Raw genomic sequence first — 26,685 nt, forward strand, 5'->3', positions numbered from 1 at the left:
GATTCCGTAGGCTTGAGGTGCGACGCGGGGTCAGTAGCGGAAGGTGGCGTCGAGGCTGAACCGGCGACCGAAGCGGGTGTTGCTGGCCAGACGGTTCTCGTCGTTGTCGTAGTAGGTGTTGACCTCTTCATCGGTCAGGTTGCTGGCCTGGAAGCGCACGCCCAGGTTCGACGTCACCTGATAGGAGGCGCTGAAGTCCAGGGTGGATTCGCTGTCCAGCGTGCGCAGCGCAGACCCGTCCCAGCCGCTGATGACGGTGAAGGGGCTGTGGTACTTGTAGCCCAGCCGGCTCTCGAACTTGCCGTCGGAGTACCAGAGGTCGACCGTCGCCGTCTCGCGGGCCAGGCCGGTCGACTCCAGAGGGTTATTAGCCGGCGAGAACTCCTTCACGTCGGAATCGACATAGGCGAAGTTGGCGTAGACGCCGAAGTTCTCGAGCGCCGGGATAAAGCGGAACGGCGTCTGGAAGGTCAGCTCGATGCCGCTGATGCCGCCGCCGTCGCCGTTGAACGGACCGGTGACATTGTAGGTCACGCCGTCGATGGTCACCGGCTGGGTGAAGTAGCCGATGTGGGTCTCGACGTCCTTGTAGTAGGCGGCGGCCGCGAACAGGGCTTCCGGCGCGAAATACCACTCGTAGGACAGGTCGACCTGGTTGGCGATGTAGGGGGTCAGGTTCGGGTTGCCGGCCGAGCCTGTGGGCGGAGGGCTGGTGTTGAACAGGGTGCGGCCGGCGCGCAGTTCATCCAGCGGCGGACGCGCCAGGGTCCGGGCCAAGCCAAACCGCAGCTGTTGGTCTTCATCCAGGGCCAGGGTCAGGTTCAGGCTGGGCAGAAGTTCGAAATAGTCATTGTCGATCGAGATCGGCACGAGGGCGCCGCTATTGACCGATTCATAGCCTTGGCTGGTTGTCTCGGCCTGGACCGCGCGCATGCCGACATTGCCGGTGATGGGCAGTCCGGCGAAGTCGCCGGCGAAATCGACCTTCACATAGGCTTCGAAGACCGTCTCATCGACCGACCAGCCTGAGGCTTCGTCCACCGCGTCGATGGGCTGGACGAAGCCTCCATAGGCCGCCTGGGCCAGGGCGTTGAAATCGCCGTTCAGGAAGCCGGGGGTGTCGAAGTCGGAAACGGTGAAGCTGCTCAGCAGGCCGGCGGGCAGAGTGGCGACGATCGGCGCCTGGGTCCACAGCAGCCGCTCATAGGCCTTGGACCGGTCGGCGACGCGGGCGCCGAACGAGATTTCCGTCACGCCCGTCTCACCGCCGTAGCGCGAGACGTCGAACTGAGCCGATGTCAGTTCGTCGGTCAGCTTGCCGCCATCGGCCTGGCCGGGGACATAGTCGAACAGCGGCTGGAAGCTAGGGTCTGACGTATTGTAGCTGGCGAAAGCCGAAGGCGTCCGGCCCGGCGTCATATCGACGCCGGCGAGGGCGGGATAGTGTTCAGTGAAGATCGCGCGCCACAGGTTCTCGCGCTCGGCCTTGGAATAGGCGACGTCGCCGGTCAGGGTCCAGGCGCCCGACATCCACTTGCCGTTCAGCCCCGTGGCCAGCAGCGTCTTGTCCTCGACGTATTTGGCGATGACGTTGGTGACCGAGGCGAAGGGCAGGGTGGCGGCGACCACTGTGCCGTCGATGATGGTGTAGGAGGCGGCCGGATCGCCGTAGGCCCAGCCGGAGGCGCCGGCAAAGTTCGCGTAGGTGTTGTTCCTGCCGTACCAGATCTGGTTCTGATCCTCGTCGATTTCGACCTTCGAATAGAGGGCGTCCATGTTCAGTTCGAACTGGTCGGACGGCTTCCATTGCAGGGCGCCGTTTACGCCGTTGCGGGTCTCGGTCAGGCGTTTGACCTGGGTCTGGGCGCCCCAGAAGGTCGCGTCCAGATCGCCGTCGCCGTCGATATCGCCGGGCGAGCCGCCGGTGTCCTCATCGTTCCAGCCCCAGCCTTCGAAGGTCGAATAGCCGTTCTTCTGCTCCTGGTGGGTCACGCCGAGGTTGACGCCCAGGGTGTCGGTCAGCCGGTGGGTCAGGCTGGCGCTGAAGCGGGAGCCCAGCGGATCATAGTCGGGCAGGTCTTCGCCGCCCTCGTAATAGACCGCGCCGGCCGTGCCGACGAAGCTGGGACCGCGATAGTCCAGCGGGCGGATGGTGCGGATGTTGATGGTGCCGGCGATGCCGCCCGAGATCAGATCGGCCGACTGGGACTTGTAGACCTCGACGCCCGAGACGACTTCCGAGGGGTAGATTTCCCAGCGGACGTTGCGGTCCGGCTCCGACGAGGCGACCTCGCGGCCGTTGACGAGGCCCAGGACCAGACGCGGGCCGAGGCCGCGGATCGAGGCCTGGCTCTGGTTGCCGCGGTCGCGCGTGCCGTTGACGCCGGGCAGACGGACCAGCTCTTCGGCGATGGTCACGTTCGGCAGTTGGCCGATGTCTTCGGAGGAGATGGCCTCGACCACCAGGTCCGAGCGGCGCTTGACGCCGATCGCATCGCGCAGCGAGGCGCGGATGCCGGTGACGACAACCTCGTCGACCTGTGCGGCCTCCGCAGGCTCAGCGGCCGGCGCTTCCTGGGCCCAGACGGGCGCGGCCGCGAGAAGGGCGGCCAGCGATACGCTGGCGGCGGCGATGGTCTTGCGATTGGCGGTCATTAGAAACTCCCCCTGTGCTCGCCTGATTTTCAGGTCGATTGTTTGATGGTGCGGGCGTCGAGACGAAGCACGGCGGGCCGTAGCCCCTCCGCCCGCGTGGTGACGGTGATGGGGCCGCCTTTGCGGCCCGTCTGGACGATGGCCTGGGCCAGTCCGTTGAACAGATGTCGGCGGTCGCTGCGATCCGGCTCGTGGCTGACGGGATCGCCGTTGCCGACGCCGATGACCCGGGCGTCGCCCGCAACCTCGAAGGCGACCAGGTCGTTGGCGCGCGGACAGGGTCGGCCACGGGCGTCCACGACGCTGGCGGCGATCATGGCCACGTCCTCGCCGTCGGCAGTCAGTCGTTCACGGTCCACCGACAGGCGCAGGGCCGCCGGCGCGCCGGCGGTTTCGCGGCGCTGTGTGGCGACCAGCCGGCCGTCCTTGAACCCGCGCGCTTCCAGCACCCCAGGCGCATAGGGCACGGACCAGGCCAGGTGGCGGTTGCGCTCGACCATCTTCGATCCGGCCGAGCGGCCGTTCACGAACAGTTCGACCCGATCCAGGTTGGAATGGACCCAGACCTCGATCTCCTCGCCTTCGCGCCCTTCCCAATTCCAGTGCGGGAACAGGTGCAGCAGCGGTTCGGGCCGCCACCAGGCGCGGTAGTACCAGTAATTGTCCTTCGGGAAGCCGCAGGAGTCCATGGCGCCGAAGTAGGAGCCGACGCTGGGCCAGCGGCTGTAGGGCGTCGGTTCGCCGCGATAGTCGAAGCCGGTCCAGATGAAGCCGCCGACGATATAGGGGCGCTCCGCCGCAATGGTCCACCATTCCTCGGCGGTCGAGGCCCACCAGGGATGCTCGCGGTCATAGGCCGGGACGATGTGGCGGGCCGCGTCCAGCACATATTCGCCCCGGGTCGAGACCGTGCTGCCCGTCTCGCTGCCGAGGATGGGCTGATCCGGGAAGCGGGCGTGATAGCCCTCCATCTGGGGGGTGCGATAGTTGAAGCCCAGCACGTCGACGACGCGCGACACGCCGGTGTCGAAATCCTGGTCCTTGGCGGCCGTGACGGGGCGGGACGGGTCCAGTCGGTTGACCAGCCGCTTCATGGTGCGGGCGATCGCGGCGCCGGTCTCATTGCCCTGGATCGCCTGTTCTTCATTGCCGATCGACCAGGCGATGACCGAGGGGCGGTTGCGGTCGCGCCGAACCAGGGTGGCCAGCTCTGTCATCGACTCTTCGTCGGAGGACATGCGCCGCGTCTCGGCGATGACCAGCATGCCCAGCCGGTCGCAGGCGTCCATCAGTTCGGGCGTGGCCGGATTGTGCGAGGCGCGATAGGCGTTGCAGCCCATGGCCTTCAGCTGCTCGATCCGCCAGGCCTGCAGCCGGTCTGGGACGGCGGCGCCGACGCCGGCGTGGTCCTGGTGACAGCAGGCGCCGAGCAGTTTCAGCGGTTGTCCATTGAGCAGGAAGCCGCGTTGGGCGTCGAAGACCGCGGACCGGACGCCGAAGGGCGTCTCGATCCGGTCGACCACGACGCCGTCGATCTCGATTTCGGTGGTCAGCCGATGGAGCTGGGGATCGGCGGGCGACCACAGGGGAGCAACGTCCCAGGCCAGGGCCAGGTCGGCGTTTTCGTTCCTCCAGGGCGCCAGCGACAGCATGACTTCCCGTCGCGCCTTCTCCAGGCCGTTCGGCACCACGACGACGGTACGCACCGTCGCCGTGCGGGACGAGTCCGACTGGTTGCGCACGGCCGCCTCGACCGTCGCCCGTGCACCCGAACCCTGCGGCTCCGCCCGGATGAACACGCCGTCGGGGGGCACATGGAGCGGGTTCGCCGCCGTCAGCCAGACATGTCGGTAAAGACCCGCGCCTTCATAGAACCAGCCCTCGCCCAAGCTGGCGTCCACACGGACGGTCAGCCAGTTGGTGCGGCCGGGTTGCGCCACGTCGGTGATGTCGATGCGGAAGGGCGAATAGCCGCCGGCATGCTCGTCGACGATGATCCCGTTGACGAAGACCACGACCTGGCGGAACGCGCCGTCGAACTCCAGTCCGATGCGGCGGCCGGCCCAGTCGGCCGGGATGTCCAGGGGGCGTCGGTACCACCCGACGCTGTTCTCGGGATGGTCGCGGCCCAGGGCGTGGAACCCATGCGCGGCGCGGGGATCGTCCTGATCGGGTGCCAGGATGCGAGGCGTGGAATCGTAGGGCAGGTTGATCGCCCAATCGTGCGGAATCTGGACGTCGGCCCAGGCGGAATCGTCGAAGTCCGCCTTCGCCGCCTCGGCGATGGGGGAGGTCTCGGAGCCGCCCGTCTTGGCGTAGGTGCGTTGATCTCGACCGAAGCCGAAATCCTTGTCGATGTCCGCCGCGTGGCCGAGAGCGAACTTCCAATCGAACGCCAGCTTGATGCGTCGTCGGGTCTCGGGCGTCGCCGCCAAGGCCGGGGTTGAGGGAAGAATCGCCGCCACGGCCGCCGCCGTTGCGCCCTGCATCAGGGCGCGCCGATCCACGCGTGAAACTAGTAGATCTTCGCGATCCAACGCGACGCCTCCCTGAAACCCTCAGGCCTGTTGCCGGCCCTTGAGTTCAGGAAACCGGCTAGGCCGACTTCTGTCAATGAAATAATTTTTACAGGCGATGTTGATCGTGCTCAGTGGCTGTCGCGAGGCAGACCGAACCTGTCGACGATCCGGTGGTATTTGACCGCCGGTTCCAGCACGGCGCCGGTCTCCAACTGACCGACCACCGCGCGCTGCATTTCCTGCCACGGCGTCTGGGAGGCCGGGTATTTGTAGCCGCCCGCCGCCTCGAACGCCTTGCGGCGCTCGGCCAGTTCCTCGTCCGAGATCAGGATGTCGGCGCGGCCGGTGTTCATGTCGATCCGCACCCGGTCGCCGGTCTTCAGCAGGGCGATGTTCCCGCCCGCCGCCGCTTCCGGCGAGGCGTTCAGGATCGACGGCGAACCGGAGGTGCCCGACTGGCGTCCGTCGCCGATACAGGCCAGGGCGCTGACGCCCTTCTTGATCAGGTAGGACGGCGGCCGCATGTTCACGACTTCGGCCGCGCCCGGATAGCCGATCGGGCCGGCGCCGCGCATGAACAGCAGGGTCTGTTCGGTGATGCCCAGGCTCTCGTCGTCGATCCGGTGGTGATAGTCCTCGGGCCCATCGAACACGACGGCAGGGCCCTCGAAGGCGTTCAGGTCATCGGGGTTGGACAGATAGCGTTCGCGGAACTCGGGTGAGATCACGCTCAGCTTCATGATGGCCGAGTTGAACAGATTGCCGGTGAAGACGACGAAGCCGGCGTCGGTCTTCATCGGGGCGTCGAAGGTCTTGATCACATCGGGCAGGACGATCTCGGCGTCGCGGCAATTGTCGCCGATCGACTTGCCGGTGACAGTCAGGGCGTTCTCGCGGATCAGCCCCTGTTTCATCAGCTCTGACACCACCGCCGGCACGCCGCCGGCGTGGAAATAATCCTCGCCCAGATAGGCGCCCGCAGGCTGCAAATTGACCAGCAGCGGAACGTGCAGCCCCTCAGTCTGCCAGTCCTTCAGCGGCACGTCGACATGGGCGTGGCGGGCCAGGGCGGTGAGGTGGATCGGGGCGTTGGTCGAGCCGCCGATGGCCGAGTTGACGACGATGGCGTTGTGGAAGGCCTCTTTCGTCAGGATGTCTGACGGCTTCAGATCTTCGCGCACCATCTCGACGATCCGTAGCCCGGTCTCATAGGCGACCTGGGCGCGCTCGCGGTAGGGGGCGGGAATGGCGGCCGAGCCGGGCAGCGACATGCCCAGGGCCTCGGCCAGCGAGTTCATCGTCGTCGCCGTGCCCATGGTGTTGCAGTAACCGACCGACGGAGCTGAGGACGCCACCAACTCGATGAAGCCGTCATAGTCGATCTCGCCGGCCGCCATCATCTGTCGCGCCTTCCAGATGATCGTGCCCGACCCGGTACGCTCGCCCCGGTGCCAGCCGTTCAGCATGGGTCCGACCGACAGGGCGATGGCGGGGATGTCGACGGTCGCCGCCGCCATCAGGCAGGCGGGCGTGGTCTTGTCGCAGCCGATGGTCAGGACGACCCCGTCCAGCGGATAGCCGTACAGGCTCTCGACCAGCCCCAGATAGGCCAGGTTGCGGTCCAGGCCGGCGGTCGGGCGCTTGCCGGTTTCCTGGATCGGGTGAACTGGGAACTCCATGGCGATGCCGCCCGCCTCACGGATGCCTTCACGCACGCGCTCGGCCAGCACCAGGTGGTGGCGGTTGCACGGCGACAGGTCCGAACCGGTCTGGGCGATGCCGATGATCGGCTTGTCGGACTGCAGCTCTTTGCGCGTCAGGCCGTAGTTTAGATAGCGCTCAAGATAGAGGGCCGTCATGTCCGGATTTTCCGGATTGTCGAACCAGGCGCGGCTGCGGAGCGTCTTGGAGGGGGGAGGGGTCTTTGAGGTATCGGTCATTCAGGTCCAGCCGCCGTCGACGACATAGTGTTGGTTGGTGATTGCCCCCGCCTCGTCCGAACACATGAAGACGACCATCTTGGCGATGTCGTCCGGCACGAGTCGGCGCTTGAGGCACTGGTTGGCGTAGATTTCCTTTTCGGTCTCTGGCGTGACCCACAGCTCCAACTGGCGCTCGGTCATGATCCATCCGGGCGCGACAGCGTTCACCCGCACGCCGAAGGGGCCGAAGTCGCGGGCCAGCGAACGGGTCAGCCCAATCACGGCGGATTTGCACGCCGTATAGGCCGGCATGCCGCCCTGACCGATGATCCATGACGTGGATCCCAGATTGACGATGGCGCCCTTGCCCGTCGCCTGCATGTCCGGCAGCACGGCCTGGGCGGCGAAGAACTGGTGCTTCAGGTTCATGGCCATGCGGCCGTCCCAGTATTCCTCGGTCACGTCCAGGGTCGCATGACGTTCGTCATGGGCGGCGTTGTTGACCAGAACGTCGATCAGCCCGAACGCCGCGCGCACTTCCGCGACCGCAGCCTTCAAGGCCGGAATGTCGGTCAGGTCGCAGGGAATGAACAATGTGTCCGCCCCCAACTCGGCCCGAAGCCTGGGTCCGCGTTGTGTGTCGATATCCAGGAAGCCGACCTGGGCGCCCTGGGCGTGGAAGCTGCGGACTATGGCTTCGCCTATCCCCCCCGCGCCTCCGGTGACGATGACGGTCTTGTCCTTCAGATCAGGATAGATGGCGGCCATGATAGAGCGCGCCTCCTCGACGCCCGCCGTTTATCCGGCGACTTGTGAGATTTTACAAATGAAACCTGTGCCGTCCACGAAAATGGCAATAGCCACTGGCCCTGTCAACGGTGGACTGTCCTGGCTCTCAGGCTTGGGAGACGGCGCTCATCTGCCCGGAGATCGCTGTGGCCGTCCGCACCAGCAGGGTCGCTGCCTCCGCCTTGCTGCACACCATGGGCGTCTGTTCGATGAAGGGCGTGATCAGGGTGGCGATGACGCCGTCCGAGCCCATGATCGGGGCGACCAGATCGGTCACGCCGACGACGAAATCGCTGGCCCGCTCGACATGCGCCCCCTGGGTCATGGCGTCGGCGCGTTCGGCGAACTCGGCCACCACCGCCGCTCCGAACAGGGCGACGAGACGGTCGTGCAGATATTTGCGCGCTCGCTCGTTGGCGCGCGAATAGAACATCAGCCCCGAGGTGGCGTCCAGAATGCTGCGGCGATAGCCGATCCGGACCGAATAACCCAGATCTCCGGGGCTCTCGATCCGGGCGATGACCACGATCTGGTCACCGGAGGGTACGACGAGATGGCAGGATTGTCGCGTAGTGGACGCCAGGTCACGCATGGCCGGCATGGCGACGTCGACCAGAGATTTGATCGGGGCCTGGGTCATGCCCAGGGTGAAGAGGCGGTTGGTCAGCCGATAGCCGTCCGGCGACTGTTCGATATAGCCGCGGAACTCCAGCACCTGGATCATCCGGAACAATTCGCTGACCGAACGCCCCAACGTCACCGACATCTGCGATGGCGTCATGGGTTCGCCCTGGGCCGACAACAGCTCAAGGACGTCGAGCCCCTTCTCGAGCGCCGGGGCGCGGTATTTGCGATCGTCGGTGGAAGCTTGGCCAGTCATGAGAATCCTGTCGGAAGATGGATAGGCTACCGGGGCTCCCTGATCGGGTGAAGCCTTCGAAGGACACCGACCCTAACATTGTCGCCCGTGAAATGTTTACGCATATATAAAAAGCCGTTGCAGCCCGCCCGCGCCTCCCTTAGGCTTTTGCGGAAGCCCGAACCAAAGGGCACGATAGTTGGGGGAAATGCACATGACGCTCGCGGGCATCGATCTGGCCATTCTGGCGATCTACGCCGTCTTCATCTTCGGCCTGGCCCAGTGGGTCTCGCGGACCAAGGCCGGTGAGCAGAAGACCTCCACCGATTATTTCATGGCGTCCAAGAGCCTGCCCTGGTGGGCCATCGGCGCCTCGCTGATCGCGGCCAATATCTCGGCCGAACAGATCATCGGCATGAGCGGATCGGGCTATGTGATCGGCCTGGGCATCGCCTCCTATGAATGGATGGCGGCCCTGACCCTGCTGATCGTCGGCAAGTTCTTCCTGCCGATCTTCCTGCGCAACGACATCGTCACCATGCCGCAGTTCCTGCAGCAGCGGTACGGGCCGACGATCCGCAATGTCATGGCCGTCTTCTGGCTGCTGCTCTACGTCTTCGTCAACGTGACCTCGATCCTGTGGCTGGGCGCCATCGCCGTCCACACCGTGACCGGCTTCAACCAGGACTACGCCATCGTCGCCATCGGCGTCTTCGCCCTGGCCTATCAGCTGTGGGGCGGCCTCAAGGCCGTGGCCCTGACCGACATCGTGCAAGTCGCCCTGCTGGTCTGCGGCGGTCTGATCATCGGCTTCATCGCCCTGTCGACCATCGGCGGCGAGGGCGGCGCGGCGGCCGGCTTCCACACTCTGCTGACCCAGTTCCCCGAGAAGTTCGACATGATCCTGTCGAAGGACAATCCGCACTATCAGGAGCTGCCGGGCATCGCCGTTCTGCTGGGCGGCCTGTGGGTCATGAACATCAGCTACTGGGGCTTCAACCAGTACATCATCCAGCGCGCCCTGGCCGCCAAGTCGCTGCCGGAAGCCCAGAAAGGCATCGCCTTCGCCGCCTATCTGAAGCTGCTGATGCCGGTGATCGTGGTCCTGCCCGGCATGGCCGCCCTGATCCTGGCCCCGAACCTGTCGGCGCCGGACCAGGCCTATCCGTCGATGATGAACCTGCTGCCGGTCGGCCTGAAGGGTCTGGTCTTCGCCGCCCTGATCGCCGCCATCATCGCCTCGCTGGCGTCCAAGGTGAACTCGATCTCGACCATCTTCACCCTGGACCTCTACGCCAAGATCAGGAAGGACGTGCCCGAGCATCAGTTGGTCACCGTCGGCCGCATCGCCGCCGTCGCCGCCGTGGTCATCGGCATCCTGACCGCCCGTCCCCTGTTGGGCGGGTTTGATCAGGCCTTCCAGTTCATCCAGGAGTTCACGGGCTTCTTCACGCCGGGCATCGTCGTCATCTTCATGCTGGGCCTGTTCTGGAAGCGGGCCTCGGAAGCCGGCGCCCTGACCGCCGCCATCGGCTCGGTGGTGCTGTCGGCCATCTTCTGGTGGCTGCAGGAGACCGGCCAGTTCATCTTCCCCTTCATGAACCGGGTCGGCGTCGTCTTCGTCGTCTCCCTGGTCGCGGCCGTGGTCGTGTCGCTGCTGATCCCGGCCAAGCCAGACGCCATGAAGATCAAGCTGGACCAGATCAGCTACAAGACCTCGCTGGGCTTCAATCTGGCCGCGGTCGGCGTCGTGGCCTTCCTGATCCTGGTCTATTCGATCTGGTGGTGATCGCTCATTGTATGAACGCATCGAGATGACCGGACTGATCGGCGTCGACTGGGGCACCAGCAATCTGCGCATCATGCGACTGGGGGCGGACGGGGCGGTGCTGGATCGGCGCATCGACCCCCGCGGCGTCGGCCGCCTGGCCTCCGGCGCCTTCCTCGGGGTGCTTGAAGAGGTGGCGGGCGACTGGCTGGACCTGGCGCCGGTGCTGATCGCGGGCATGGCCGGATCGCGCCAAGGCTGGATCGAGACGCCCTATGCCTTCTGCCCGGCCGATGTGGCGACCCTGGCTGCGCGACTGGCCCGACCGGATGCGGCGCGCGACATCTATATCGTTCCCGGCGTCGCCCTGACGCCCCAGGGACTGGGCGACGTCATGCGCGGCGAGGAGACGCAGGCGCTGGGGCTGTTCGGCCCAGACGAAACAGGCCTGATGATCGCCCCCGGCACCCACAGCAAATGGGTGCGGGTCGAGAACGGCGCCCTCGCGGGCTTTCGCACCTATCTGACCGGCGAACTGTTCGCCGCCGTGCGCCACGCCACACTGATCGGTCGCGACATGGGAGCGCCGGGCGGTGACGACGCCGCCTTCGACGACGGGGTGCGGCTGGCGCTGTCCGACCCGGCCGTCACCGCCCACCTGTTCACTGTTCGCGTCCGGCAGTTGGCCGGCTCCTTGCGCCCAGAGGGAGCGGCGGACTTCCTGTCCGGCCTGTTGATCGGCGCCGAACTGGCGGCCGAGACGACCCATCGCGACAAGCCGGTGCAGGTGGTGAGCGAGGCGGGCCTGGGCCAACGCTATGCACGCGCCCTGGCTCTGGCCGGCTTTAAAGACATCCGCAGCACCTCCGGCGAAGTGGCTGTGGCGCACGGACTCCACCGCATCTGGAAGGCGATCCCATGACCCAGGCCGTCGAACAGGCCCTGAAGACGCTGCCCCTCGTGGCCATCCTGCGCGGCCTGACGCCCGAGGAGGCGGTCGAGATCGGCGAGGTCCTGGTCGCGGCCGGCTTCACCTGCCTGGAGGTGCCGTTGAACTCTCCCCGCGCGTTGGAGAGCATCCGGAGGCTGCGTGACGCGATGGATGGCCGGGCGGTGGTGGGAGCGGGCACGGTCCTGACGCCCTCGGCCGCGCAGGACGTCGCGGATGCGGGCGGGCAACTGGTGATCTCGCCCAACGTTGACCCGCGCGTAATCGAACGCGCCAGTGCGCTGGGCCTGTTCACCATGCCCGGCTTTTTCACTCCCACGGAGGCTTTTACTGCGCTGGAGGCGGGGGCCGACGTGCTGAAGCTGTTTCCCGCCGAACTGGCCGGACCGGGCGCCGTCAAGGCGATCAAGGCGGTCCTGCCCAAGGGGCAGCCGGTCTATGCGGTCGGCGGCGTCGATCCGGACAACATGGGTGCCTGGCGCGCGGCGGGCGCCGACGGCTTTGGCATCGGCTCGGCCCTCTACAGACCCGGCCGAACGGCGGACGAGGTGGGTGCGGCTGCGTGCGCCTTCGTCGCGGCCTGGTTCGGAAGCGGACAATGAGCGCCGCAGCCGAACTTGTCTGGGACCTGGGGGCCGAGCTGGCGGAAGGCCCCGCCTGGGACGCCGTGCGCGGGGCCCTTTGGTTTGTCGATATCAAGGGCCGGGGCTTGCACCGCTATACGCCGGCGACCGGCGACACGGCGTCCTGGGACACGCCCGACCAGATCGGTTTCGCCCTGCCGGCCGAGGACGGATCTTTGGTTTGCGGGGTGCGCGGCGGCCTGCACCGGTTTGAACCGGATACGGGTGTCTTCACTCTGATCCAACCGGTCGAGCAAGACCGGCCGCAGAACCGGCTGAACGACGGCTTCGTCGCCCCTGACGGGTCGCTGTGGTTCGGCTCGATGGACGACAGCGAGGTGGTCAAGACCGGCGCCCTGTATCGCTGGGCCGACGGCGAGCTGACACGGCACGACGATGGCTATGGCGTCACCAACGGGCCGTGCCTCAGCCCGGATGGCCGCACCCTGTATCACCACGACACCCTGGCCAGGACCATCCTGGCCTTCGACCATGACGACGGGGCGCTGTCGAACCGGCGGGTCTTCGCCGTGACCGACGACGGCTATGCCGACGGTCCCAGCATGGATTCCGCCGGCGTGTTGCACGTCGGTCTGTTCAACGGCTGGGGGGTGGCGCAGTTTTCGCCTGAGGGCGAACGGATCGGCAAGATCGACATGCCGGTCCAGACCGTCACCAAGGCGGCCTTCGGCGGCGAGGATCTGCGCGACCTCTATATGACCACGGCCTGGCTGGGGAACGCCGACAAGCGCGGCGAACAACCGACTCTGGGCGGCCTTTACCGGTTGCGGGTCAAGACGCCCGGCCTGCCGCAGAACCTGATCCGGCTGTGATCGCCCTTGAGGCCGATGATGTCGGCGGCAATTGGCGTGACAGGCCGAGTCGCCTGGCGGATGGCCTGTGCCGGTGACGGTTTAAGCGGCAGATTCCTCGAACTGGCCGCTTGAAATCGCCGCAGCGCTTGGCGCGCCTCCTGGAGGCGGTGTAGCCGTTGGCGGCCCAGCATCGGATACGCCCGTGACCGACCCATCCACGCTTATGAAACACTATGACGACCCCCAGGCGCGGCTGGCCGATCTGGTGGTGCACCTGACGGGTCTGGCGCTCGCTCTCGTCGGGGGCGGGATGCTGCTGGGTCTGGCGATCGGATTCGGCCATGTGGGCCGCCTGGCGGCTTCGGCCATCTACGCAGGCGGGTTGTTGACGATGCTCGCGCTTTCGACGGCCTATAATTTCGCGCCCGCGCGGTTTCAGCCCGTGCTGCGGCGCTTCGACCATGCGGGGATATTCCTCATGATCGCGGGCTCCTACACGCCGTTCACCACCCAACATCTGACGGGGGCCTGGGCGTGGGGGATGACGGCGGCGGTGTGGGCCACGGCGCTGTTCGGGGCCCTGGCCAAGTTGCTGCTGCCGGGCCTGGGGCGCGGTTTCTGGATCGCGATCTACCTGGCCCTGGGCTGGCTCATGGTGATCGCGGTGCAGCCGCTGATGGAGAGCCTCGGGATCGCGCCGCTGATCCTGCTGGCGGTCGGCGGCCTGCTGTATTCGATCGGGGTCGGCTTCTATGCGCGCAAGGCGCTCCGGTTCCGACGGGCCATCTGGCACGGCCACGTGGTGGCCGCCGCCGCCGTTCACTGGGTGGCGGTGCTGCTGGCCGTGATCGCCTGAGCGCGGCCCGGCCGTCGCGCGGGCTTGCGTCAGCCCTGAGTTCGGACTGGAACTGGGGCGGGAAGCGTCCCAATCCGTCGTCATGATCTCGGCGACCTCGGCTTGGCCAAGGGCGGTCTGGCGATGTTCCGCCTGGACGTGGGCGCCGCGCCGAACGCCCGGCTCGAACGTCTGCTGTGTGACTTTCGGAACAGCGATGACGGCTTCCGGTTACGGGTCCATCACCCCCAGCAGGACCCTCTCAATGTTCATTCACAACAAGCGACTGATGTACACGGTGCGCGTCGCCGAGCCGAACCCCGGCCTGGCGACGCTCATGCTCGAGCAATTCGGCGGTCCGCAGGGCGAGCTGGCGGCGGCGATGCGCTATTTCACGCAGGCGCTGGCTGAAGAGGACGCCGGCCGCAAGGACATGCTGCTCGACATCGCCACCGAGGAGCTTAGCCACCTGGAGGTGATCGGTTCGATCGTCGCCATGCTGAACCGCGGCGCCAAGGGGAAGATGGCCGAGGCGGCGCTGGAGGAGGCGGATCTGTACATGTCCCTGAACGATCGGGGCGAGAGCCACACGACCTCCATCCTGTACGGCGGCGCGCCGGCGCTGGTGAACTCGGCGGGCGTGCCGTGGACGGCGGCCTATATCGACTCGATCGGCGATCCGGCTTGCGATCTGCGGTCGAACATCGCCGCCGAGTCCCGCGCCAAGATCGTCTACGAGCGCCTGATCAACGTCACCGACGATCCGGGCGTCAAGGATGCGCTGATGTTCCTGATGACCCGCGAGGTCGCGCACCAGAAGTCATTCGAAAAGGCGCTCTACGCCATCGATCCCAACTTCCCCGCCGGCAAGATCGGCGGCGTGCCCGAGTTCAGCGACAAATACTATGACCTGTCGCAGGGCGAGGGGAATACACGCGGTCCCTGGAACGAGGGCGAGCAGTGGGAGTATGTCGAGGATCCGGAGAACCAGATGGCTGTCGACGGCGGCGACGGTTCGGCCTCGGTCGTCCTCGAGTCCGCCGACGAGTCGTCCGTGAACGCCTTCGCGCTGCGAACCGCGTCGGATCCGGATGCGAACCCCGTCACCGGCGCCGACTTGGGCGCAGGGCCAGGCGCGGGCAAGACCACCGTCCTCCTCGACTGATCCCCTCGAACCGCCGGGCGTCCATGCCGCATTATCATTTTCACATGTTGAATGGACGCCCATTCCGGGACCTCGACGGCGAGGATCTGGCGGACGAGGCCGCCGCCCGTCGAATGACGTTGACGGTCATGGGCGAGGTGCTGCGGGACGGCGAGATCGACATCCGGGGCGCGGGTCCGTTCCGCATTCTCTGCACGGACACCGCCGGGGCTGTCGTCACCGGGCTGATCGCCGAAGAGATGTCGGCGAAGGCCGTGGCCCATATGCTGGCGAGATTGAACGTCGGGGCCGTGCAAGACTAGCCTTGGAAGGATGTCCAACTCCCAGGCCGGTCCTCCATGGCCGTCGAGGGCACGCCTCGGGAGCGCCGCACCCAGACCCGACGTGGGTGAAGCAGAAGCAGGTTTGGCGTGCCTCATGGGCCAACCCCGAGCGCGTGTTCTGCGACGCGCATCCCCATGTGAACGTCCCGCCGCCTCGCAACGTTTGGACCCCGGACACGTTACGCGGCGGTGGGGTGATTTTGTACGGTTTGATCGAAAAGCTGAGCCGCAGGGATGCTCTGACGCCTGAAGAAGCGGCGGCGCTTCGTGAGGTGCTGGGGCCATTGCAACGCGTCGCCGCCGGGACCGACATCGTCCGGGAGGGCGCGCGGCCGGAGCACAGCACTCTGCTCACCAGCGGCTTCACGGCTCGCTATTCGACCCTCGCGGATGGCGGACGGCAGATCACCGAACTGAACGTCAGCGGCGACTTTGTCGATCTGCATAGCTTCATGACGAAGCAGATGCACCATGGCGTCGTCGCCTTGACGGAGTTCGTGATCGCCCCTGGCGGAGTTCGATCCCGCCTTCCTGCGGCTTCAGCACGAGCCTCTCTGAGAGCCAGATCGCCGCCACCGCCTCACGGCGTCGGGGCGGGCTGTCAGAGACTGGATGTTTCGGGGCGTCGTTCACCTATGTGAATGCGCCCCCCGAAATGGAGGCGCAGGAAAGAGCATGCCCCAAGAACAATCCTCCGCTTTTGCGCCCGACTGTTTGGCAGAGGCGAGCGCGCCTGCGCGCCAACGGCCGGCCTCGGCCGTGTCGGGTCCGACGACCGAAACCCTGCGCCTGTGGCAGGCCTTCGCGCCCTTGCCGCCCGAGCGACGTCGTTGGGCGCTGTCGGTGGGCGTCGTCGAGGCCCGCCGCGCGGGCGACTTCCACCTCGGGGCGGGGGAGGTGGCGGTGATCGTTTCCGGCTGCCTGGCCACCGAGGCGGCGGGCTCGGACCTGTCGGCCGAAATCCTGGGACCGGGTCACGTGGTGGCGACCGGGACCGGCCGCTCCGTCGCCGGTCAGTGGATCACCGACGGGGAAATCTATCGGGTTGCTTTGGTCGATTGGCTCGATCGGGCGGGCGAGGCAGGGATGCTCCACCTGTTGGACGCAGAGGACCGCAGACGCGCCAGGCTGGAACGCCGCCTCGTCTGCGTCGGCCGACATCTCGCCACCGCTCGCGTCGCGGACCTTCTGCTGTCCATTCACCGCGCGGCTCCGCGCCAGGACATCCTGCTGTCGCAGGAGCGTATCGGCGACATGCTCGGGCTCCGTCGCTCTACGGTCAACGGCTCGTGCCGGGCGCTTGAGGGCGCCGGGGGAGCGCGCACCGGGCGGGGGAAGATCCGGATCCTGGATGCCAGCGGCCTGACGAAGACCGCCTGCGGATGTCACGCCGCCCCGTGAGGATCGGCGTGGGATCTCCTGCCTGGCTTCGGCTCAGGCGCCGGAGCCAGGCTCCGCCATCTTGCCTGCTCGGCCAGGGGGGCGGGCGTTTTCGGCGGCGGTCTGGGCCAGGGCGTCTGTCATGGGAACTCCGGGGTTGGGTCCGGCTTCCGACCCCCGGCAGCCGCGCCTGTTCCTTCGCGGACACTGGGAACGAAGCTCCGGCCGGGTGGTTGACCAGACTCAGCTGACCGGAGCTAAACCCATGTCTTATAGTGAAGTTTCGACCGACGCCGATGTCGGGTCGACCGCATTCGTCGACAAGGATCGACGCGAGGGCGAATACGAGGCGTCCAGCCTCAGGGCCGTCCTGATCAATCGGCCTCGCGACGAATTATACGCCTACTGGCGCGATCTCACGAACCTGCCGACCTTCTCGGAGACCGTGAAGTCGGTCGAGGTTCTGGGAGACGGCCGCTCGCGCTGGATCGTCGCCGGCCCAGGCGACAAGGACGTCGAATTGACCAGCGAAATCATCGAGGACGTTCCCGGCGAACGAATCGCCTGGACCTCCAGCGAAGGCTCCGACGTCGACCACGAAGGCTGGGTGGCGTTCAGAGACAACGCCTTCGGGCGGGGCACGGAGGTGCGGGTCTTCATCAGCTACGAGCCGCCTGCGGGGATCGTCGGCAAGGTCGTCGCCAAGGTGATGCAGCGCGAACCCCGCATCCAGGCCCGACGCGAGCTTCGTCGCTTCAAGCAGCTGATGGAGACGGGCGAGATCTCGACCTCCAAGGCGCCTGACGCCGCGCCCCGCGCCTCTCGCCACTTCTGATTTTTCCGACACCATTCGATAAGGATTCGCCCATGCGCGCCCTCACCTGGCACGGCAAACACAATGTTCAGGTCGACACCGTCCCTGACCCGCAGATCGTCAATCCTCGCGACGCCATCATCAAGATCACCGCCACCGCCATCTGCGGTTCGGACCTGCACCTGTACGACAGCATGATCCCCGGCATGTCCAACGGCGACATCCTGGGCCATGAGTTCATGGGCGAGGTGGTCGAGGTCGGCCGGGGCAACACCAGCCTGAAGAAGGGCGACCGCGTCGTCGTGCCCTTCGTCATCGCCTGCGGCCAATGCTTCTTCTGCGAGAAGTCGATGCCGGCGGCGTGCGACAACTCCAACCCGGCCGACAAGGCGGACGCTACCGAGATCGCCTATGGGCAGTCGGTCGCCGGCCTGTTCGGCTATTCCCATCTGACCGGCGGCTTTGCGGGAGGGCAGGCGGAATATGCGCGCGTCCCCTATTCCGACTATGGTCCGATCAAGATCCCGGACGGCATCGAGGACGAGAAGGTGCTGTTCCTGTCGGACATCTTTCCGACGGGATGGATGGCCGCGGAGAACGCGCAGATTCAGCCCGGCGACACAGTGGCGATCTGGGGTTGCGGCCCGGTGGGGCTGTTCGCGGTCAAGAGCGCCATCCTGCAGGGCGCTGGTCGCGTCATCGCCATCGACCATCATCCCAACCGTCTGGCGCTGGCCAAGGCTAACGGCGCGGAGGTGCTGAACTATCACGAGGTCAAGGTGCGCGAAGCCCTGCTGGAGATGACTGCGGGTCTGGGGCCCGACAGCTGCATCGATGCGGTGGGCATGGAGAGCCACGGCTTCTCGCCCGACAATATCATCGATGCGGTCAAGCAGGAGACGCGGCTGGGCACGGACCGCCCCCATGTGCTGCGCGAAACCATCATGGCGGTCCGAAAGGGCGGCACTGTCTCGGTGCCTGGCGTCTATGGCGGCTTTGCCGACAAGTTCCCCGTCGGGGCCTTCATGGAGAAGGGGCTGACGCTCAAGACCGGCCAGACCCACGTCCAGCGCTACCTGCCGCAGCTGCTTCAGCTGATCCTGGAGGGGGGGATCGACACCACCGACCTGATCAGCCACCGCCTGCCTCTCGAACAGGCGGCGGAGGGCTACAAGAACTTCAAGGAAAACCAGAATGAATGGACCAAGGTGATCCTGAAGCCGCATTGACGGCTGCACCAGCCGGGCTGGCGAGAAGCGGTCTGATGATCGACGTCGACGGCCAGGTCCTGCCGCGTCACCGGTCGATACGTTCGACCGTGGCCCGGCGCCGGGAGGCGGATGTACGGGGGAAGTGAGCTCGCCGCCCCCGCCGTCTGAACCCGTCCCTTCAAGGGACGGGTTTCCGTCGGAACGCCCTTAACGCCCAGACTGCGACGCGGTCACAGTGCGCCGGCGTAGCGCTCGAACTCCTCCTTGTAACGGGCGGTCAGGCGGTCCTGATGTTCGCCCTCTTCCTTGAGGTGGATGAACCAGCCGTTCTCCTCCTCGAACATGTGCGTCAGCACCGCGCCCTCAATGTGGCCCCACTTGTCGAGCCAGGCGTCCGAGGAAGGGGCGATATTCTCCAACTCCGCCATCCATCAATCAGCCCCTGGTGGTCACGCGTCGCCCCATCGACAACAATGCGTCCCCGCCACAGTTCGCGCCACGCGTCTCGGTTTCGGGCTCTCAGGACGTCGAAACCCGTCTGGGCGCCCCGCGCAAAACGCATGTGGCAGTGCACGTCCGGCCGCACATGAATTTCCTGCATCACCAGGGTCGGCGCGGTACGGCTGGCGAGAGTCAGGATCTCGATGGCGGCATCCACTCCGCCGAGCCGGACACGGCACCGGCTGGTGAGTTCACCCGTGGCGAAATCGTAGGCCTGGCGAAGGTCCGAGACCGCCCAAGGCTGATCGGACATCCAGACGCCATTGACGCAGAGATCGGCGGCGAGCGGGTAGGGGACGGGGGCGGTCGCTTCCACCCGGCGCTCCGGATTTTCCCCGACCACCCCGTTGACCAGGGTCATGCCTGCCATGAGCGGCATTTCCCTGACCCGAAGCCCGATCAGCCCATTGGCGACATAGGCCGGGAGGGCGCCGTCGCGGGGGCCGTTCTCGTCGGGCGGACTGATCGGCCGCCAGGCGTCCCTGTCAGCGCCAGGCATCGAGAACCTCCGCGCATTCCGCCGCTTCGACCTGCTGGCCGTAGCGCTCGTGATAGAGGGCGATCAGTCGGTCGTGAGAGGCGTCCGAAGAGCTGCACAGGCCGTCCTTGACGACCACGACCCTGTAGCCAAGGTCGACCGCGCCCAACACCGCCGCCAGGACGCACACATCCGTCTCCGCGCCTGTGACGACGAGGGTGTCCACGCCGCTTCGCCGCAGCACCGGGTCGAGATCGGTTCCGAACCACGGCGAGTAGCCGTGTTTGTCGATCAGGCGTCCGGGAGGGACGAAGCGCTGAAGCGGCGTCGCCAGATCCACCGATTCAGGGCCCAGGGCGTCGAGAGTCATCGACGACCATTTCTCCCAGTAGCCGCGCCAGGTGCCCCTGCCTTCGCCCGGGCGCGCGGCGGGGATGAAGCGGGTGAAGACGTTGCGTTCCGGCTTCGCTTCGCACAGCCGTTCGATGACGGGCAGCACGCGAGCTGCCCAGGGGGTGCGCCACTCCGTGTCCTCGACGAACATCCGCTGCATGTCGACGCAAAGATGAACCGCCGTGTCCGGGATGGGGTCGCGTAGGCCTTGAACCATGCTCAGGCCGCCGCGCCCCGGGCCTTGTCTTTGGCGCGGGCGTCCGCCGGCGCGGTCAGGCTCTGGTCTGAGTTAGGGGACGAAGGTTCGATCTCGCCCGGATCAGGGGCGGTCTGGGTATTGGCATGGTGTTCGATGCGCCCGCTCTCGATCTCGGCGCGGGAGAAGACTTCTTCCTGTCCGTCTTCCAGCAGCTGATCTTCGGGCCCGCCGAGACCGCCCTGCGCCAGGCCCGACGTCGATCGGGCGTTCATGTGATCGTCTCTGGCTGCGTCCGTGCCCCGGAAGTCGGGTTGGGAACGTGAGAGATTTTCATGGGCATGGGCGGCTCCTGGAGCGGCGGGCGAACCGCTCATCTCAAGCGCATAGCGCCTCACATCGGCCGACCGTTCCCTGTGTGCGGTGTTGGACACCCTCAGCGTCACGCGTCGTCGTCGAGCGGGTCATGACCGGCAACGGCTCGGCCTACAGCGCCAGGCTGTTCGTTGACGCCCTTGGTAGGTCGGCGCCGGCCACGACCGAACCCGGCCTGCGCGCTTCCGCCATCAAACCTGGACCGACGACTAGAACCTGCGCCGACCACACCTGGGCGCCAGAGGCGTCCACACCGTTGACGCGGGTGAAATACCTCCCTGGATATGACGCCTGGTCGCGGGTGGGTTGCGGGCTTGAGCCGTCCGTGTCCGCGATCGACGTATAAACACCTTCATAGTTCTTGCAGGTATGTATTTCAGTATGGCGAAGCGGCCTGAAAGTCACTAGATTCCGCCCCATGGATTCGACTGAGACCGCCCCGCCACACAGCCCCAGCGCCCTGCGCGCCCTCCGCATCAATGATCCGGCTCCGGACTTCATCGCGCGCACGACCCAGGGCGAGAAACGGCTCAGCGACTATCGCGGGCGGTGGCTGGTGCTGTTCTCGCACCCGGCCGACTTCACGCCAGTCTGCACCAGCGAGTTCATCGCCCTGGCCAGGCGGGCGGACGCCTTCGACGCCCTGGGCTGCGACCTGATGGCTCTGTCGGTGGACAGCCTCTATTCCCACCTGGCCTGGCTGAAGGACATCTATCGCCGCTTCGGCGTGAAGGTGGCCTTCCCGATCATCGAGGATCCGTCCATGGCCATCGGTCACGCCTTCGGCATGGTCGACGCCGGCTCCAGCGACAGCGCCACAGTGCGGGCGAGCTTCGTCATCGATCCGACCGGGATCGTGCGCGCCATCAGCTGGTATCCGATGAACATCGGCCGATCGGTCGATGAACTGCTGCGGCTGGTGACGGCGCTGCAGACCGCCGACCGTGAGCAGGCGTCGACGCCGGCCGGATGGTCGCCCGGCGAGCCCCTGCTGGAGCCGGCCGCCACCACTCTGGATGCGGCCCTGGCTGACGGCGACGGTGATGCGCCCTGGTATTATCGCGAGCGCCGCGCATGAGCGACGACCAGGCCGCGGCCATGGGGCGGCTGAAGGACAAGGCGCCCCAGGCCGCCGAACTGCTACGTCAGCTGGCCAATACAAATCGGCTGTTGATCCTCTGCCATATTGCTGCGGAGGAGCGATCCGTCGGACAGCTCGAGGCGGATCTGGGCATCAAGCAGCCGGCTCTGTCGCAGCAACTGGCGGAGTTGCGCCAGTACGGCCTGGTCAAGACCCGGCGCCAGTCGCGGTCGATCTACTATTCCATCGCCGACGAACGCGCCCAGGCGGTGATGGGCATGTTGTACGAAATCTTCTGCGGCGACGGGCAGGCGGTCGGCGCGCGCCTCCAGCCCTCCGCCGGGGCTTCGGCGCCCTCGACCGAGGCGTCAGCGCCGCCCCGTGGGGACGCCGCCCGGTTCGCCCGCGTCACCCCGGCCCCCCGTCGATAAGGCGCGGGCAGAGGGGACTGGCGTCCTTTCGTCTAGTCGGGTGTCCGAGGGTGGGCGAAGCGGTCGCATAAGATGTCGATGAGTTGGCGAACCGTGTCGTCGGCGAGGCTGTAATAGATGGTTGAGCGGTCGCGACGCGTCTTCACCAGCCCGCCCTCGCGCAGCCGCCTCAGATTCTGAGAGACGCCGGACTGGGACGGGCCGCACAGCCCCACAAGCTGCCCCACCGACAGTTCCTCCTGCGTCAGCCGGCAGAGCAGCAACAGGCGATGCTCATTCGCCAGCAGCTTCAACTCCGCAGCGGCCGCATGGGCGTGCCTGGCCAGATCCGCCATGGGGGCTTGGTGCGGCGTCATCGGGTCGCGGGTTTTCCGTCATCCCGCAGCACGACATAGATGGCTGGAATGACCAGGACGGTCAGCAGGGTCGAGGAGGCCAGACCGAACAGGAGCGAGATCGCCAGGCCCTGGAAGATCGGATCGGTCAGGATCACCGCCGCCCCGATCATGGCCGCCAGGGCGGTCAGCAGGATCGGCTTGAACCGGATGGCGCCCGCCTCGATCAGGACGTCGCGCAGCGGCTTGTCGGGCGAGGCCGTGTGCCGGATGAAGTCCACCAGCAGGATGGAGTTGCGCACGATGATGCCCGCCAGGGCGATGAAGCCGATCATCGAGGTGGCCGTGAACGGCGCGCCGAACAGCATGTGGCCGATGACGATGCCGATCAGGGTCAGGGGGATGGGGGTCAGGATGACCAGGGGCAGTTTGAAGCTGTGGAACTGGGCCACGACCAGCACATAGATCCCCAGAAGGGCGACCATGAAGGCGGCGCCCATGTCGCGGAAGGTGACCCAGGTGATTTCCCACTCGCCGTCCCACAGCAGGGTGGGAACGGATTCATCCTCCGGCTGGCCATTGAGGCGGACGGCCGGCTTTTGCAGGCCCAGCGCGTCCCAGTCATGGGCCTCGATGGCGCGATTGACCGCCAGCATGCCGTAGATGGGGGCCTCGTATTCGCCGGCCAGTTCGGCGGTCACCATGTCGAGCGGTCGGCCGTCGCGACGGAAGACGGCGTGACTGCCCGCTTCGCGGCGACCGTCAACGACCTCGCCCAGTTCGATCAGGCGCGGTCCCGTCGGCCCGGTCGTCACCGCCACCGGCGTCGTGGCCAGGGTGCGGCTCCAGCTGCGCGCCGATTGCGGCAGGGCGACGGTGATCGGCAGGGGCGAGCGGCCGTCGCCGCGCGGCGCATAGCCGACCGTGGACCCGGCCAGAATCGCGCCGATGGAATCCTGCAGCTCGCGTTCGGACAGGCCGTAATAGTCCAGGCGATCCCGAACGGGGACCAGCCGCAGTCGCGGCCGTTCCTGGCCGAAACTGTTGTCGACATCGACGATATAGGGGACGGAGCGGAACAGTTTTTCGACTTCCAGCGCGGTCTTGCGCCGGGTCTCCGCGTCGGGGCCGTAAATCTCCGCCAGCAGGGTGGCCAGGACGGGCGGGCCGGGCGGCGTCTCGACCACCTTGATCGAGGCTCCTGCGGGCAAGGCCAGGGCCTTCAGCTTGTCGCGCAGGTCCAGCGCGACGGCGTGGCTGGAGCGGCTGCGCTCGTCCTTGGGCAGAAGGGAGATCATCAGATCGCCCATCTCAGGCCGGTCGCGCAGGAAATAGTGCCGCACCAGACCGTTGAAGTTGAACGGCGCCGAGGCCCCCGCATAGGCCTCCATGGCGTCCGCCTCGGGCAGGGTGCGAATCTGAGCCGCCGCCTCGTCCAGGGTGCGGGAGGTGGCTTCCAGGCTGGTCCCTTCGGGCATGTCGACCACCACCTGGATCTCCGACTTGTTGTCGAAGGGCAGCAGTTTCACGGTCACCGCCTTGAAGTAGAACATCGAACAGGCGACCAGGGTGGCGAGGCCGACGCCGATCAGGAAGTTGCGGGCCGAGGACCGCTTGTCGATCACGCGATGCGCCACGCGGGCGTACAGCCGTCCCAGCTTGCCGCCGCCCTCTTCATGGGCGTGATCGTGCTGGCCATGGGCCAGGGTCTTTCGCGCAAACCGGATCATCAGCCACGGCGCGATCACCACCGCGACGAAGAATGAGAAGATCATCGCCGCCGAGGCGTTGACCGGGATGGGCGCCATATAGGGACCCATCAGACCTGACACGAACAGCATGGGCAGCAGGGCCGCCACGACGGTCAGGGTCGCCACGACTGTGGGATTGCCGACCTCGGCCACCGCCTCGACGGCCGCCTCGGTTCGGCTGCGCCCGTCGCGCATCCCCCAGTGACGGGCGATGTTCTCGATCATGACGATGGCGTCGTCGACCAGGATGCCGATGGAGAAGATGAGCGCGAACAGGCTGACGCGATTGATCGTGTAGCCCATCACATAGGAGGCGAAGAGGGTCAGCAGGATGGTGGTGGGAATGACCACGGCGGTGACGGCGGCTTCGCGCCAGCCGATGGCGAAGCCGATCAGCACGACGATCGACACCGTTGCCAGGGCCAGGTGGAACAGCAGCTCGTTGGCCTTTTCGTTCGCCGTCTCGCCGTAGTCGCGGCTGACGGCGACCTCGACGCCCTCCGGGATCAGCTTGCCTTCCAGGTTTTCGACGCGCTGACGCACGGCCTCGGACACCACCACCGCATTGGCGCCGGCGCGCTTGGCGATGGCGATGCTGACGGCGGGCGTGCTGGCCCACTGCCCGTCATGCCGGGCCCAGCGCCACACCCGGGCCTGGTCTTCTCGCGGCCCCTGGGCCACGTCCGCGACATCGCGCAGATAGACCGGCGCGCCGGTGACGGAGCGGACGGTCAGCAGGCCGATCTCCTGGGCCGAGGACAGGGTGCGGCCGGAGGTGACGGCCACGGCCTGGCCGTCTTCACGGACATTGCCGACCGGGAAGCTGCGGTTGGCCTGAGACGCCGCCTCGATCACACGGCCCAGCGGCACGCCATACTGATTCAGCTTTGCGGGATCAGGAGCGATGCGGATCTCGTCGGGCCGACCGCCGGTGACGAACGTCAGGCCCACATTATCGACCTTGGCGATTTCGGTGCGCAGCTTGTGCGCCAGATCATAGAGGGCCTGATCGGTCCACTGGCCCGCCGCGCCCGGTTTCGGGGTCAGGGTCAGGACGATGGCCGGCACGTCGTCGATGCCGCGCACCGTCACCTTGGGATCGGGGACCCCCACCGGAATCCGGTCCCGGTTGGCGCGCAGCTTTTCCTCGATCCGGATGGCGGCGTCTTCGGGGTTGGACCCCACCAGGAAGCGCGCCGTCACCAGCACCCCATTGTCTTCGGCCTGGGTGTAGACGTGCTCGACCCCGTTCACGCTCTTGACGATGGTCTCGAGTGGAATCCCGATCAGTTCGACCGCATCGGGGGCCGCCAGGCCGGGCGCCGCCACCTGGATGTCGACCATGGGCACGCTGATCTGCGGCTCTTCCTCGCGCGGGATCGAGAATAGGGCCAAGAGGCCGACGGCGATGGCCGCCAGCAGGAACAGCGGCGTCAGCGGAGAGGTGATGGTGAAGCGCGTCAGGCGCCCGGAAAGGCCCAGTTTCATCCTTGCGTCCTCGTCGCGACCAGCCTGTCGCCGGCCTTGACGCCGCTCAGGATTTCGACCGTTTCAGGGTCGTTCGTCGGCGCCGTCTGAACCGGGACGGCGCTGGGTTTCCGGTCAGGTGAAATCACTTCCACATAGTCCAGACCATAACGCGTCGTGACGAAACGCCGGGGTACGGTCAGGGCCTGACGTTGGCCGATCTCGATCGAGGCCGCGACCCTGCGGCCGACCAGTTCGGTGGTCAGGCCCGGTACGGCCGCATCAATCTGAATCCGCCCGCCGACGATGGCGGGATAGACCTGCGTCACCTGTCCCTGGCGCGCTTCGACCGGCAGATCGTCCGCCGTCAGCAGGACGCGCGCGCCGGGCTTGACCCGGCCGGCGAGGGATTCGGGGAGTTCGAGACGAAGCACGGGGGGGCCTGCGGTGATCGTCGCGACCGACATTCCGGGGCTGACCACGGATCCGGCCGTAACCTCGACCTTCAAGACGCGGCCGGCGGCCGGCGCCAGGATCGCCCCCTGGCCGGCCATGCTGGCGCTGGCGCCGCGTTCGGCGCGGGCGGCGGCGGCCTGGGCGTCTGCGGCGCGGGACGCCGCGACGGCCTGATCCAGGCGCGCCTTGGCGTAGACATTGTGGTCATAAAGGTCCTGGATCCGTCCCAGGTCGGCGCGGGCGCGCGTCGCCTCCGCCTCGGCGGCGGCGACCTGGGCGCCATAGGCGCGAGTCTCGAAACCGATCCGGTCATCGACGACCCGTCCGATCTGCTGACCGCGGCTCACCATATCGCCCTCGCGCACCGACAGGACGACCAGGACGCCGGAGATGCGTGCCCGGGCTTGCGACTGGTCGCGGGTGGTGATTTCGCCCGCCACCGTCTTGGTGTCGGCGAGGAGGTTCGAGGCCAGGACGAGTTGTTCGCCGGCGGGCGCCGCCTTCGCGGTCGGTTCGCGCTTTTCGTCCGCGCCGCCGCACGCCGACAGCGTCAGCGCGGCCGCAGCCATCAGGGTCCACATCTTCATCGCCGTC

Annotated in this window: 25 protein-coding genes; 13 read left to right on the plus strand and 12 right to left on the minus strand. The window is 66.7% G+C overall.

Annotated features, from left to right (window positions below; all coding sequences use genetic code 11):
* Positions 1–30: 30 nt before the first annotated feature.
* The 5 genes from ACW18C_RS06150 to ACW18C_RS06170 all read right to left on the minus strand — a co-directional run bounded on the left by ACW18C_RS06150 (position 31) and on the right by ACW18C_RS06170 (position 8,765).
* Positions 31–2,655: a TonB-dependent receptor gene (locus tag ACW18C_RS06150; RefSeq protein ID WP_492073474.1), complete on the minus strand. Its 2,625-nt coding sequence runs from the start codon at positions 2,653–2,655 to the stop codon at positions 31–33.
* A gap of 29 nt (positions 2,656–2,684) precedes the next feature.
* Positions 2,685–5,144, minus strand: coding sequence for a beta-galactosidase GalA (gene galA / locus ACW18C_RS06155; protein ID WP_492073977.1), 2,460 nt, complete (start codon positions 5,142–5,144; stop codon positions 2,685–2,687).
* 158 nt (positions 5,145–5,302) lie between these two features.
* On the minus strand, positions 5,303–7,114 hold the full coding sequence (locus tag ACW18C_RS06160) for an IlvD/Edd family dehydratase (RefSeq protein ID WP_492073475.1): 1,812 nt from the start codon (positions 7,112–7,114) through the stop codon (positions 5,303–5,305).
* Entirely contained in the window at positions 7,115–7,864 is a 750-nt protein-coding gene (locus tag ACW18C_RS06165; RefSeq protein WP_492073476.1) for an SDR family NAD(P)-dependent oxidoreductase, read from the minus strand.
* Between the two features lie 127 nt (positions 7,865–7,991).
* Entirely contained in the window at positions 7,992–8,765 is a 774-nt protein-coding gene (locus ACW18C_RS06170) for an IclR family transcriptional regulator (RefSeq protein ID WP_035305131.1), read from the minus strand.
* A gap of 193 nt (positions 8,766–8,958) precedes the next feature.
* Here ACW18C_RS06170 and ACW18C_RS06175 point away from each other — a divergent pair, with 193 nt between their 5' ends.
* The 11 genes from ACW18C_RS06175 to ACW18C_RS06225 all read left to right on the plus strand — a co-directional run bounded on the left by ACW18C_RS06175 (position 8,959) and on the right by ACW18C_RS06225 (position 18,645).
* On the plus strand, positions 8,959–10,533 hold the full coding sequence (locus tag ACW18C_RS06175; protein WP_492073478.1) for a sodium/sugar symporter: 1,575 nt from the start codon (positions 8,959–8,961) through the stop codon (positions 10,531–10,533).
* A gap of 25 nt (positions 10,534–10,558) precedes the next feature.
* Positions 10,559–11,434: a 2-dehydro-3-deoxygalactonokinase gene (locus ACW18C_RS06180; RefSeq protein WP_492073480.1), complete on the plus strand. Its 876-nt coding sequence runs from the start codon at positions 10,559–10,561 to the stop codon at positions 11,432–11,434.
* Entirely contained in the window at positions 11,431–12,063 is a 633-nt protein-coding gene (locus ACW18C_RS06185) for a 2-dehydro-3-deoxy-6-phosphogalactonate aldolase (protein WP_492073482.1), read from the plus strand. The genes ACW18C_RS06180 and ACW18C_RS06185 overlap by 4 nt, the downstream gene beginning before the upstream one ends.
* On the plus strand, positions 12,060–12,917 hold the full coding sequence (locus ACW18C_RS06190) for an SMP-30/gluconolactonase/LRE family protein (protein WP_008263857.1): 858 nt from the start codon (positions 12,060–12,062) through the stop codon (positions 12,915–12,917). Before ACW18C_RS06185 ends, ACW18C_RS06190 begins: the two co-directional genes overlap by 4 nt.
* Positions 12,918–13,122: 205 nt before the next feature.
* Positions 13,123–13,755: a PAQR family membrane homeostasis protein TrhA gene (gene trhA, locus ACW18C_RS06195; RefSeq protein WP_052004630.1), complete on the plus strand. Its 633-nt coding sequence runs from the start codon at positions 13,123–13,125 to the stop codon at positions 13,753–13,755.
* Between the two features lie 244 nt (positions 13,756–13,999).
* Positions 14,000–14,899 carry a manganese catalase family protein gene (locus ACW18C_RS06200; protein WP_492073483.1) on the plus strand — a complete coding sequence of 300 codons (900 nt, stop codon included), beginning with the start codon at positions 14,000–14,002 and terminating at the stop codon, positions 14,897–14,899.
* Positions 14,900–14,943: 44 nt separating this feature from the next.
* Positions 14,944–15,201, plus strand: a complete 258-nt coding sequence (locus ACW18C_RS06205; RefSeq protein ID WP_492073485.1) for a DUF6894 family protein — start codon at positions 14,944–14,946, stop codon at positions 15,199–15,201.
* Between the two features lie 86 nt (positions 15,202–15,287).
* On the plus strand, positions 15,288–15,863 hold the full coding sequence (locus tag ACW18C_RS06210) for a Crp/Fnr family transcriptional regulator (protein WP_492073487.1): 576 nt from the start codon (positions 15,288–15,290) through the stop codon (positions 15,861–15,863).
* A gap of 34 nt (positions 15,864–15,897) precedes the next feature.
* The gene (locus ACW18C_RS06215) at positions 15,898–16,623 is read left to right on the plus strand and encodes a Crp/Fnr family transcriptional regulator (RefSeq protein WP_492073489.1); all 726 of its coding nucleotides are present in this window, start codon (positions 15,898–15,900) and stop codon (positions 16,621–16,623) included.
* 244 nt (positions 16,624–16,867) lie between these two features.
* Positions 16,868–17,437, plus strand: coding sequence for an SRPBCC family protein (locus ACW18C_RS06220; RefSeq protein ID WP_492073491.1), 570 nt, complete (start codon positions 16,868–16,870; stop codon positions 17,435–17,437).
* 32 nt (positions 17,438–17,469) lie between these two features.
* Complete coding sequence (locus ACW18C_RS06225) at positions 17,470–18,645, plus strand: zinc-dependent alcohol dehydrogenase (protein WP_035305121.1); 1,176 nt, start codon at positions 17,470–17,472, stop codon at positions 18,643–18,645.
* A gap of 212 nt (positions 18,646–18,857) precedes the next feature.
* Here the strand turns inward: ACW18C_RS06225 and ACW18C_RS06230 are convergent, their stop codons facing one another.
* From ACW18C_RS06230 to ACW18C_RS06245, 4 genes are read right to left on the minus strand one after another with little or no spacing between them, the layout of a single operon-like run.
* A complete protein-coding gene (locus tag ACW18C_RS06230; protein ID WP_492073493.1) occupies positions 18,858–18,983 on the minus strand; it encodes a hypothetical protein in 126 nt (41 codons plus the stop codon).
* Complete coding sequence (locus ACW18C_RS06235; RefSeq protein WP_492073495.1) at positions 18,977–19,627, minus strand: hypothetical protein; 651 nt, start codon at positions 19,625–19,627, stop codon at positions 18,977–18,979. Before ACW18C_RS06235 ends, ACW18C_RS06230 begins: the two co-directional genes overlap by 7 nt.
* The gene (locus ACW18C_RS06240; RefSeq protein ID WP_492073497.1) at positions 19,614–20,216 is read right to left on the minus strand and encodes a cysteine hydrolase family protein; all 603 of its coding nucleotides are present in this window, start codon (positions 20,214–20,216) and stop codon (positions 19,614–19,616) included. The genes ACW18C_RS06235 and ACW18C_RS06240 overlap by 14 nt, the downstream gene beginning before the upstream one ends.
* Before the next feature lie 2 nt (positions 20,217–20,218).
* Positions 20,219–20,470: a hypothetical protein gene (locus tag ACW18C_RS06245; RefSeq protein WP_008263597.1), complete on the minus strand. Its 252-nt coding sequence runs from the start codon at positions 20,468–20,470 to the stop codon at positions 20,219–20,221.
* Between the two features lie 518 nt (positions 20,471–20,988).
* Between ACW18C_RS06245 and ACW18C_RS06250 the strand changes: the two genes are divergently transcribed.
* Both ACW18C_RS06250 and ACW18C_RS06255 read left to right on the plus strand, forming a co-directional pair.
* Positions 20,989–21,648 (plus strand): peroxiredoxin, encoded by a 660-nt coding sequence (locus tag ACW18C_RS06250; RefSeq protein ID WP_008263171.1) that lies wholly within the window; start codon positions 20,989–20,991, stop codon positions 21,646–21,648.
* Positions 21,645–22,082 carry an ArsR/SmtB family transcription factor gene (locus tag ACW18C_RS06255; RefSeq protein ID WP_492073498.1) on the plus strand — a complete coding sequence of 146 codons (438 nt, stop codon included), beginning with the start codon at positions 21,645–21,647 and terminating at the stop codon, positions 22,080–22,082. The genes ACW18C_RS06250 and ACW18C_RS06255 overlap by 4 nt, the downstream gene beginning before the upstream one ends.
* A gap of 32 nt (positions 22,083–22,114) precedes the next feature.
* On the opposite strand, the gene ACW18C_RS06260 is transcribed toward ACW18C_RS06255, so the two are convergent.
* Genes ACW18C_RS06260 through ACW18C_RS06270 form a run of 3 tightly spaced genes read right to left on the minus strand, consistent with a single transcriptional unit; the run spans position 22,115 to position 26,678 of the window.
* A complete protein-coding gene (locus tag ACW18C_RS06260) occupies positions 22,115–22,438 on the minus strand; it encodes an ArsR/SmtB family transcription factor (protein ID WP_492073500.1) in 324 nt (107 codons plus the stop codon).
* Positions 22,435–25,656 (minus strand): efflux RND transporter permease subunit, encoded by a 3,222-nt coding sequence (locus ACW18C_RS06265; protein ID WP_492073502.1) that lies wholly within the window; start codon positions 25,654–25,656, stop codon positions 22,435–22,437. The genes ACW18C_RS06260 and ACW18C_RS06265 overlap by 4 nt, the downstream gene beginning before the upstream one ends.
* Positions 25,653–26,678, minus strand: coding sequence for an efflux RND transporter periplasmic adaptor subunit (locus ACW18C_RS06270; protein ID WP_292147327.1), 1,026 nt, complete (start codon positions 26,676–26,678; stop codon positions 25,653–25,655). Before ACW18C_RS06270 ends, ACW18C_RS06265 begins: the two co-directional genes overlap by 4 nt.
* Between the last annotated feature and the right edge of the window lie 7 nt (positions 26,679–26,685).

The sequence above is a fragment of the Brevundimonas sp. FV1ye7S genome, from assembly GCF_058680995.1.